Origin of the sequence: Diaphorobacter caeni (genome assembly GCF_015354245.1) — a bacterium.
In the GTDB taxonomy this organism is placed as follows: domain Bacteria; phylum Pseudomonadota; class Gammaproteobacteria; order Burkholderiales; family Burkholderiaceae_C; genus Diaphorobacter_A; species Diaphorobacter_A caeni.
Genome location: NZ_JADKYZ010000021.1, coordinates 1 through 9,931, shown reverse-complemented (window position 1 = coordinate 9,931; position 9,931 = coordinate 1). Strand labels below are relative to the sequence as shown.

Below are 9,931 nucleotides of genomic sequence, written 5' to 3'. Positions count from 1 at the left end.
GATCGGCCTGCGGCGCATGGCGGTAGCTGTCGCGGGAAAGCCCCACAAGACAGCACGCGCGGCGTTCGGACAAATGGTGTTTACTGACCATGATCCGGATCGCCTCGCGCCTGGCCTGTGGGGCTAGAGCGTGTTAACACTAATGGTGATTAGTGGCGATTGCGTTGGACAATCTCGTGCATGGAGATCACAGCCCAGCAATTCGCCACTATCGAGCACTGCCTGCCTAGGCAGCGGGGCAACGTCAGCCTGAGCAACTTGCAGGTCGTCAACGCCATCCTTTATGTGGCTGAGCATGGCTGCAAGTGGCGTGGACTGCCCAAGCGTTTTGGCAACTGGCACACGATCTACACGCGCATGAACCGCTGGGCCAAGGCCGGTGTACTTGATCGCATGTTCGAGGAGTTGCAGCGCTCGCAGGTCGTGCGCATCAAAATCGAGGCGGTCTCGCTGGACTCCACCAGCATCAAGGTCCATCCCGATGGAACTGGTGCGTTAAAAAAAACGGTCCGCAGTCCATCGGGAAATCCCGAGGCGGATGGAACACCAAGATTCATATGGTTGCCGCGGATGCTCGGACAGCCGTGACGTTCTGCCTCTCGCCAGGACAAGCGCACGACGCACCTGAAGGCAGGCGTTTACTCAACAGCCTCGGGGCGACCAGCAGACCGGTGCATTTGTTGATGGACCGCGCCTACGAAGGTAACGAGACGCGGCAACTGGCACTTGATCTGGGCTTCATTCCCGTCGTGCCACCGATGAGGACGCGGATCGAACCTTGGGAGTACGACCGAGAGATGTACAAGCGCCGCAATGAGGTCGAGCGCTTGTTCCGTCGGCTCAAGGGCTATCGCCGAATCTTCTCGCGGTTCGAGAAACTCGACCTCATGTTCCTGGGCTTCATCAGCTTCGTGCTCGTCGCAGATGGACTCAGGATGTGTTAACAGGCCCTAGCGCTTTACCCCCAGAACGCTCTTGAGCGCGTGCATGTCCAAGTGGGCTTCTGCCAGCAGTCGCTTGAGCTTGGCGTTCTCGGATTCGAGCTCACGCAGGCGCTGCGCCTCAGAGACCTGCATGCCGCCGAACTTGGCGCGCCACTTGTAGAAAGTGGCATCGCTGAAGCCGCCGTTGCGGCACAGCTCCTTGATCGGCATGCCCGCTTCGGCTTGCCGCAGGAACCCAATGATCTGTTCCTCGCTGAATCTGCTCTTCTTCATGTCCGTCATTCTCCTGGTGGTTGACGGACTTCACTAACTTCAGACTGGTACGGCTGGTGGGGGGCAGGTCAGCCGGTCTCCACGAGCTTGTGCACGCGCTTAAGATTGGCCGCCTTGAGAGGCGCGAACCGCTCGGTCATTTTGGTGCGAAGTACGCCCTCGTCCACAAGTCGTGAAACTTCGTTGAGGAGCGTGTGCTGCCGATCAATGTCCGGGCAGGCTACGAGCAACGTTTCGAACACATCTGCTCCCAAAAGTTGAAGTGCTAATTGATATGCGTCGTGGACCACTGTGATCGGGCGTAGGGCAGGGCGCTACGTCCTGAGTCCAGCTAAACTGCCGTCGCATCGTCGCGACGGACCGCTGAGGGCTCTATTCCATAGGTCCTTCGAAATGCCTTTGTAAAACTGCTCCGGCTGGCATATCCAGCATTGCGAGCGACTAGCTCGATGGCGAGGCCGCTGCCTTTCAGTTGGAACATCGCTTGCCGCAGTCGGAGCTCCCGAAGTACCTGCATCGGAGCCTTTCCGATAGCCTCAGTAAATCGAGCGGCGAAAGCAGAACGACTGAGGCAGGCCGTGTGGGCGAGGCTTTGCAGTGAATGATCATCGGCAGGACGCATGGCCATCTCGGCAAAAGCCTTTGCGACCAGAGGATCGTTGAGCACCGAGAAGCGCTCCACCCAGGCGTTCATGGAGACGAGCGACCTCCGTAAAAGCAACACGATGACTTGTTTTAGCAAAGCTGCACTCATGGCACCGCTGCCAACTTCCTGTGCGACGAGCTCGCTGATTGCTGTCTGGAGTTTCGTGTCGACGTGATCGTCGACGTCGAACTGTTCGAAGATGGGTTCCGTCAAGCCTGCAAAGAGGTCGGCGCAGGCGCCGTAGGTAGCGTAAAAGTAACCGCACACCAGTATTAGGGAAGGATCTCCATCTCCTGCGGAGAATCTGCGTATGGTGCTCGAGGAGGTCATCTGAGGCTGCTTCTTGACGGAGCGCAGAGCTGTGAAGCCCATGCTGCCTTCGACCTCAATTCGAAACGGTGAATTGGGCGGCACAATAATCAACGTGTGGGGCATCAGCGGTATTGGGTCGCGATTGCCAAACACGGCTCGACCAGTACCAACGACGTTGTAATGGATTCCAGGCGCGTTCATACCGCCCAGATCCAGGCTGTACCCCATGCTCACCACGCATTCCGTGAGGGCAACGAAACTGACATCGAGAGTACCAAGCAAGCCCTCGAGATCCCCTGGCGATATTCGTAGTAGCGGTCGTTCGTTCAAGCTGCTGCCTCCACGTGAATTTAAGTCGAAGCGGCGCCTCGAGATCCCCATTGTACGCAAACGCAAACGCCAGCGCTCCCGCGACCGACTGTTCCGCACCCACTAGCCTCGCTTAGACGGTCAGCTCCCTTCAGGCTTCCTGGATTCTTTTGCCGGACGTTGGAGCACATCGGTCTGTTGACCCCTGAGAGCAGCCAAGAAACAATGGGGCATACACGGTGCGACTGCACTGTTTGATCCGCGTCCACAATATAATCTGGCTCATCGCGCAGGCTCCATCGCATCAACCAACGCGAGTGGCGGTATGAACGATGGACCTGTTCAGACCTTTAGCCGAAAGCGCGCGGTTAATGTGGAGTTGTACGGGCAGTTTACGCCTATCCTTAGATGAGCAATGACGGTGCCCGGTCCTTCAGGGAGGGGCACCTCTGATGACAAGGAACTATTCGCTGAACGTGGCGTGTCTTGTCCTTTAATTAAGCATAGGAGATCTTCATGAAGTTTGAAAAGACTCAAGCAGCACTTGACCGGCTGACCCCGGAGCAACGCCGGGTCACCCAGAAGTCGGGCACTGAAAGGCCCTTCACGGGAGAGTACAACGACAACAAAGAACCTGGCATCTATGTCGACGTGGTGTCGGGAGAGCCGCTGTTCGCTTCGGCGGACAAGTTCGATTCGGGTACTGGCTGGCCAAGCTTCACCAAGCCGATTGTTTCGGAGAACGTGAACGAATTGCGCGACACCGAGCATGGCATGGTACGCACCGAAGTTCGTTCGACGCATGGCGACAGCCACCTGGGCCACGTGTTCCCGGACGGCCCCTCGGACCGAGGCGGCCTGCGCTATTGCATTAACTCTGCGTCCTTGCGTTTCATCCATCGCGAAGAGATGGTCGCCGAGGGGTATGGCGCATATCTCGACCAAGTGGAGGGCGTGTGATGAATCACGAAAAAGCTGTTCTGGCCGGCGGGTGCTTCTGGGGAATGCAGGATCTCATCCGCAAGCAGCCCGGCATCATCTCGACTCGTGTGGGTTACACCGGCGGCGATGTTCCGAACGCCACCTACCGCAACCACGGGACGCATGCCGAGGGCATCGAGGTCATCTTCGACCCTGAGCTGACTAGCTACCGGAACATTCTGGAATTCTTCTTCCAGATCCACGACCCGACGACGAAGAACCGTCAGGGCAATGACCGTGGGCTCTCCTACCGGTCTGCCATTTACTACGTGGGGGTGGAGCAGAAGCACGTCGCCGAAGAGACCATCGCCGATGTGAATGCTTCCGGGCTTTGGAATGGCCCAGTGGTCACCGAGGTGGAGCCGGCCGGCGATTTCTGGGAGGCCGAGCCGGAGCACCAGGACTATCTGGAGAAGCGTCCTGGCGGCTATACCTGTCACTTTCCACGTGCCGACTGGATCCTTCCGAAGCGCAAAAATCCTGACGCTATATAACCTGCAGCCAGAACTACATCACTCTTCGTGACCGTATCGTCCAACGACGCGGTTATCGAACCCAGCCTCAATGAGGTGGGGCATTGCAGAGTCCGCCGCTGCAGCAGCACCAGGATCCCAGAACCATGCCAGACCTCTCATCCTTTCCGATCACGCGGCGCTGGCCTGCATCAGATCCTGATCGTCTGCAACTTTATGCAGCTCCCACACCCAATGGTGTCAAAGTTTCGATCATGCTGGAGGAAATTGGCTTGGTGTACGAGCCCCACTTGGTTGACATCTCAAAGAACGAGTCGAAGGACCCGGCGTACGTATCATTGAACCCGAACGGTCGCATACCGGCGATCATCGATCCGGCGGGCCCTGACGGCAAACCTATCGCCGTATGGGAATCCGGCGCGATTCTTCTCTACTTGGCCGACAAGACGGGCCAGCTCGTCCCGAGTGCACCCGCCAAACGTTACGAAACTCTGAGCTGGGTGTTCTTCCAGATGTCGGCCGTCGGGCCGATTTTCGGTCAACTTGGTTTCTTCGTGCGGCTTGGCGGCAAGGATTCTGAAGACCAGCGGCCTCGAAAGCGCTTTACCGAAGAATCCAAGCGTCTTTTGGGAGTCTTGGACCGACAGCTGGAAGGTCGCGACTGGATCGTTGACGAATATTCGATTGCGGACATTGCTACGCTCGGGTGGGTAAACGCGCTGGTTGAATCGTATGATGCTGGCGAGATACTGGGACTCAGCAATTATTCAAACATCCAAGCATGGCTCGGACGCGGGCTGGCTCGACCAGCAGTGCAGCGTGGCCTGCGCACCCCTGTGAGGCTTGCATGAGCGTCATCGCCGCCTACTACTACAACGCAGGCAAGCGAATCCGGGAAATTGCGCTCGACGAGCGCTTCGAGCAGGATGAGGCGCGCTCGGGCTTCTGCTGGATTGCGCTTCGCGAGCCCAGTGCCGACGAGCTTCACACGCTCCAGGCGGCGTATCACCTCCATCCGTTGGCAGTCGATAACGCGATGCACCCGCTTTGCCCGCCAAAGCTAGAGGTCTACAACGATGAGCTTTACATCGTCGCTCAGACCGCAGAGCTGGTCGGCGACAAGATTAGCTATGGCAAGACGGCGATCTTCACCGGTCACAACCACCTCATCACGGCACGGCACGGCAACGGTGGAGCGCTAGGCAACCTTCGGGAGCAACTTGAGGCTTCGCCGACACTCCTGGGAAAGGGGGTCGATTACGTGCTGCACGCGATCTTGCACCGTATCGTGGACCAGTATTTGCCCATCTTCGAAATGATTGAGGATGATGTTCTGGCGATGGAGAAGCGATCGATAGATGACTTTCTTGGGCGAGATGAAGTCGCCCGGATATTCAGCCTGAGAGGCGAACTTACGCGCTTCCAACGCACGCTTGGCGCTATGGCCGAACTGGTCAGAAAGCTTGTTCGTGGACATTTTCCGTGCATAAGCCCTGAAGTAAGACCGTACTTCGACGATGTCGCCGATCACGTAATTCGCGTCCAGTCCATGGTCGACGGCCTCCTTCAGGTACTGCGCACAGTGTTTGAATTCAGTAGCTTGCTGGAGGCGCAACGGACGGGTGTGATTACGCGCCAATTTACTTCTTGGGCTGCAATACTGTCAGTCCCGACGGCGATCGCTGGAATTTACGGCATGAACTTCAAGAGCATGCCGGGACTGAATACGGCCTATGGATACCTCGTCGTGCTCGGGCTGATGGCGTCAGTCTGCCTTCTCCTGTTCTTGCGCTTCAAGAAGGCCAAGTGGCTATGAATAGTGCGCTTCTCTTTCATGCCGAAGTGAAGGCGGCGATCTCCAAGACTTTCATAGAGCCACGAAGCGTAGGTGCCGCGCTGAAGATGTTCTCGCCGTCGAAAGCCGACACTGCGGCCACCCTGAGCGGAAGCGGTGTAACGGCATTCGTCGTCACGGGAATAAAGGACACCGTGCTCCAAAACGCTGTCGAGAAGGCTCAAAGCTTGGCTATACGGCGTAACGGCGAAACCGAGCTTGTTGGAAGCGCGATTCATTACCTTGATGCTGAGGTCGCGGACCTAGTTGAAGCGCGATTCATTCGGTTCATTCCTGACGGCCAATTGGGCAAGCTCGCGTCAGAAATTGCGCTTGTGCGTGGGAGGTGAATGTGGAAAAGCTCGCTTTTGGAGGTGGATGCCATTGGTGCACAGAAGGGGTATTCCAAGCGTTGCGTGGTGTCGAGAAGGTCGACCAAGGATTTGTGCAATCGGACGCGCCCGCAGATACTTGGGCAGAGGGGGTGATCGTTACCTTTGACCCCTCGGTTATTGGCTTGGCAACGCTTTCCGAGGTGCATCTAAGAACACATTCTGCTACCAGGGCCCGCTCCCCCCGTGGCAAGTACCGAAGTGCGATCTACATCTTTGAAGATAGCCAGCGGCATGAGGCTGAGCTGGTGATAGCTCGCTTCGCCATCGAGTCTGGCAAGGCGGTGCATACCCTCGTTGTCCCATTTAGAAGTTTCAGGGCGTCGGAGGAGCGTTACCAGAACTACTATCGAAACGATCCGAACAGGCCCTTCTGCCGTCGCTATATCGATCCCAAACTGGATTTCATCCGACAGCACTTCTCAGAGGTCGCGCTCCCTGACGCGCGAACCTAGCCACGAGGACTCGTCTCGAAAGTAGTCGCCGCTTCGATCAGGTCAGTACAACGCGCCAGTCAACTTGTCGAGTAGTCCTGCTCGTGCTTGGCGTCGAGGTAGCGCAGCTATCAGGTATTGGTGCGGGCAGTCCGACTCGGACCGATACGATTGCAACGGTGAATTTTGGTTCCGTTGTGTCTTACTGCGGCGAAAGACGCAATGCGTAGAGCGCACAGGTTGGGGGGTGGTGCAGGCGCACCTGATTCCGGTGATCCCGTTCTGCCTTACGTGCGTTATTTATTGGCAGATAGCCACGCCGCTCCGGGCAGCAGAAAGCACGAACACAGCAGGCTTTTTTCAAGTGACGCAACTCGCGTCCGCGCAGCGATCAGCCGTTGGCGGCAACTTCACACTTCTTCACGAAGCTGGACTTGGAGGCGGCGACGAGCGGATGACCGTTTTGTCCATTGCCTTGGCGTTGCAGTTCGTGCCGGCAGCATTGGCCGGTGCAGCAATCTTGTCTTGCGCGTGGGTGTCGAAGGAGCGACAGACGCCGAGCGCCTTTTGGGGAAAGGGACTCTTTCATTGCGTATTTGTCCTTTAGGGGTTGAAGGTGACAGCCGCCCCGGGCCGGAACCAGTCATATTTAGCGACCTAAGTCGGATGCTCGGTGACTCGGTGCGCCGGTCTCAGGTTTGCCCCGTTAAAATTCGCGGATGCTATTGGTTAAACAGGAGCTGCTCGCAGCGCTCGCGAACACGCTCGAATCATTCTCGCCCGGCGCTGGCGCCAAAGGCGTGTTCGAGTCTCCCAAGGTGGCGGCGCACGGCGATTTCGCAAGCACTGCTGCAATGCAACTCGCCAAATCGCTCGGCCGCAAGCCGCGCGAACTCGCCGAAGAACTGAGCGCGGCCTTGCTGGCGAAGCCTGCGTTCGAGCAGTGGGTGCAGGCGGTCGAGATTGCCGGCCCCGGATTCCTCAACATCCGTTTGAAGGCAGCCGCCAAGCAGCAGGTGGTGCGCGAAGTGCTAGTCGCTGGTGAGGCGTACGGTCGCCAGCCGGCCACCGGCGAAAAGGTGCTGGTCGAGTTCGTCTCGGCCAACCCGACGGGCCCGCTGCACGTGGGCCACGGCCGTCAGGCGGCGCTGGGTGATGCCATTTGCAATCTGCGCGCCTCGCAGGGCGATGCGGTGTACCGCGAGTTCTATTACAACGACGCCGGCGTGCAGATCCAAACGCTCGCCACCAGCGTGCAGATGCGCGCCAAGGGCCTGAAGCCGGGCGATGCCGACTGGCCAAGCGGCGAAAAGGCTGCGGCTTACAACGGTGACTACATCGCCGACATCGCCGAGGACTTCAAGGCGAAGAAGACTGTTAAGTCGGACGACCGCGCGTTCACCGCGAGCGGCGATGTCGACGACGTTGACTCGATCCGTGAATTCGCTGTGGCCTACCTGCGGCGGGAGCAAGACCTCGATCTGCGGGCGTTCGGTGTGCGCTTCGACAACTACTACCTTGAGTCCAGCCTTTACTCAAGCGGACGCGTCGAATCGACAGTGGTCAAGCTGGTGGCCGCCGGCATGACGTACGAGCAGGACGGCGCTCTGTGGCTCCGGTCGAGCGACTACGGCGACGACAAGGACCGCGTCATGAAGAAGGGCGACGGCACGTACACCTACTTCGTGCCCGACGTGGCGTATCACATCGCCAAGTGGGAGCGGGGCTTTCACACGGTCGTCAACATCCAGGGTACCGACCACCACGGCACCATCGCACGAGTGCGCGCCGGCCTGCAGGGCGTGGACGAGAGTATTCCCGCAGATTTCCCCGACTATGTGCTGCACACGATGGTGCGCGTCATGAAGAGTGGTGAAGAGGTCAAGATAAGCAAGCGCGCCGGCAGCTACGTCACGCTGCGCGACCTGATTGAATGGACCAGTACCGACGCGGTCCGCTTCTTTCTGCTGAGCCGCAAGCCCGACACCGAATACACGTTCGACGTCGACCTCGCTGTGACGAAGAACAACGACAACCCGGTGTATTACGTGCAGTACGCGCATGCGCGTATCTGCTCGGTTCTTGCGAGCTGGGGAGGCGACGTGGCGTCCTTGCATGACGTTGAACTGACGGCACTCGAAAGCCCGGCCGCGCAGGCACTCATGCTGCTGCTCGCCAAATATCCGGACATGCTGAACGCGGCGGCAAAGGATTTCGCGCCGCACGACGTCACGTTCTACCTGCGCGAGCTGGCCGCTAGCTACCACAGCTACTACGACGCCGAGCGAATTCTGGTCGACGACGAGGGTGTCAAGAAAGCACGTTTGGCACTCGTAGCCGCAACCGCTCGAGTGCTGCACAATGGCCTCGCGATTCTTGGCGTCAGTGCGCCGAGCAAGATGTGAGCGCTACCAAATGGCGTACGCAGCGGTCAGCGGCCCGAGAGACGCCGGGCACGTTCACGTTGCCTCACCCCATCTCCTTTCATGATGCCAAGCACCTGTGCCTTCACGAAATCACCGCTCTCGGTGACGGCCACCGCATTGGTCTTTAGGCACGCCACCGACGGTTGTTTCGAACTTTGCAACGCGGTGCGCGCTACAAGGTGCGCGACCTGGGCTATCGGGCACTCGCTTTGTCTGAGAAGAGCTACCTGGTCCTCGTGACTGAGCCAGTTGCAAGGCGAGCCGCTCAATACTTTTGAGAAGCTGCGCACCTGTGTTCGGCTTCGGAATCAGTTCGGATACGCCGATGGTCGGTGCATTTTTTCTCAAATCGTCTGAGATGAACCCTGTCGTGATGACAACTGGTTTGCCAGGATGCAGGCGCAGCAACTCTTTGGCAAGGCTTAGTCCATCCAACTCGGGCATGGCGTAATCAAGGACGGCGAGGTCGTAACCGATTGCCCCAGAGCAAACGTCATCAAGGGCCTTTTTGGGATGCAAATAGTGATGAGCGGGAAAACCCGCCTTCTTGAGCATGCGTCCCACCATCGATCCGATCAGCTCATCATCATCCACGTGAAGGACGGTTGTTTGTCGTTTCAAACGCGTTAGGACTCCGTCGTCAAACTTTTCCTCCACAACAACGTCTGCCTCAGCAACGTCGCAGCTCTGCGATTCAGCAGGCCGAAGAATGACACTGAATGAAGAGCCCTCTCCCAACTTACTTGTGACGCGAATCGCTGCTTGATGATCGCGCAGGATTGACCTGCCCCCTGTAGACGTACCAATCAAAAGTGGAAGTCCGGGTTCAAGATTACTCGATGGGTATTTGGGTTGATGGGGATTGAGCTGCATCGCCAGCGCGCTGGCGATGCAGCTCGGCGAAACG

The 9,931-nt window shown here is 58.1% G+C and carries 10 protein-coding genes and 2 pseudogenes; 8 read left to right on the top strand and 4 right to left on the bottom strand.

Annotated elements, in window-relative coordinates; translation table 11 throughout:
- A pseudogene (locus tag ISG32_RS27725) lies at positions 1-127 on the bottom strand (IS3 family transposase); the annotation flags it as partial.
- Between the two features lie 53 nt (positions 128-180).
- On the opposite strand from ISG32_RS27725, the gene ISG32_RS27185 reads away from it, so the two are divergent.
- Positions 181-944 (top strand): IS5 family transposase gene (locus ISG32_RS27185; RefSeq protein WP_228530159.1). Its coding sequence is split into 2 segments (ribosomal slippage): positions 181-496 and positions 496-944, totalling 765 coding nucleotides; the frame shifts between segments, so codons are not numbered across the junction.
- Between the two features lie 12 nt (positions 945-956).
- Here ISG32_RS27185 and ISG32_RS27180 read toward each other — a convergent pair.
- Positions 957-1,217 (bottom strand): annotated as a pseudogene (locus ISG32_RS27180) (transposase); the annotation flags it as partial.
- Positions 1,218-1,548: 331 nt separating this feature from the next.
- Entirely contained in the window at positions 1,549-2,505 is a 957-nt protein-coding gene (locus ISG32_RS27175) for a helix-turn-helix domain-containing protein (RefSeq protein ID WP_194774115.1), read from the bottom strand.
- Between the two features lie 495 nt (positions 2,506-3,000).
- Between ISG32_RS27175 and msrB the strand changes: the two genes are divergently transcribed.
- From msrB to argS, 7 genes are all read left to right on the top strand, one after another.
- Positions 3,001-3,444 (top strand): peptide-methionine (R)-S-oxide reductase MsrB, encoded by a 444-nt coding sequence (gene msrB, locus ISG32_RS27170; protein WP_194774114.1) that lies wholly within the window; start codon positions 3,001-3,003, stop codon positions 3,442-3,444.
- The gene (gene msrA, locus ISG32_RS27165) at positions 3,444-3,959 is read left to right on the top strand and encodes a peptide-methionine (S)-S-oxide reductase MsrA (protein WP_194774113.1); all 516 of its coding nucleotides are present in this window, start codon (positions 3,444-3,446) and stop codon (positions 3,957-3,959) included. Before msrB ends, msrA begins: the two co-directional genes overlap by 1 nt.
- A gap of 125 nt (positions 3,960-4,084) precedes the next feature.
- The gene (locus ISG32_RS27160) at positions 4,085-4,789 is read left to right on the top strand and encodes a glutathione S-transferase N-terminal domain-containing protein (RefSeq protein WP_194774112.1); all 705 of its coding nucleotides are present in this window, start codon (positions 4,085-4,087) and stop codon (positions 4,787-4,789) included.
- The gene (locus ISG32_RS27155; protein ID WP_194774111.1) at positions 4,786-5,754 is read left to right on the top strand and encodes a magnesium and cobalt transport protein CorA; all 969 of its coding nucleotides are present in this window, start codon (positions 4,786-4,788) and stop codon (positions 5,752-5,754) included. Before ISG32_RS27160 ends, ISG32_RS27155 begins: the two co-directional genes overlap by 4 nt.
- Positions 5,751-6,122: a hypothetical protein gene (locus ISG32_RS27150; RefSeq protein ID WP_060853430.1), complete on the top strand. Its 372-nt coding sequence runs from the start codon at positions 5,751-5,753 to the stop codon at positions 6,120-6,122. Before ISG32_RS27155 ends, ISG32_RS27150 begins: the two co-directional genes overlap by 4 nt.
- Entirely contained in the window at positions 6,119-6,619 is a 501-nt protein-coding gene (locus ISG32_RS27935) for a peptide-methionine (S)-S-oxide reductase (RefSeq protein WP_194774110.1), read from the top strand. The genes ISG32_RS27150 and ISG32_RS27935 overlap by 4 nt, the downstream gene beginning before the upstream one ends.
- A 698-nt stretch (positions 6,620-7,317) precedes the next feature.
- Positions 7,318-9,003 (top strand): arginine--tRNA ligase, encoded by a 1,686-nt coding sequence (gene argS, locus ISG32_RS27140; RefSeq protein WP_194774109.1) that lies wholly within the window; start codon positions 7,318-7,320, stop codon positions 9,001-9,003.
- A 111-nt stretch (positions 9,004-9,114) separates the two neighbouring features.
- On the opposite strand, the gene ISG32_RS27135 is transcribed toward argS, so the two are convergent.
- Positions 9,115-9,931 (bottom strand): response regulator (locus ISG32_RS27135; RefSeq protein WP_194774108.1); only part of this gene is annotated, 817 nt, incomplete at its 5' end.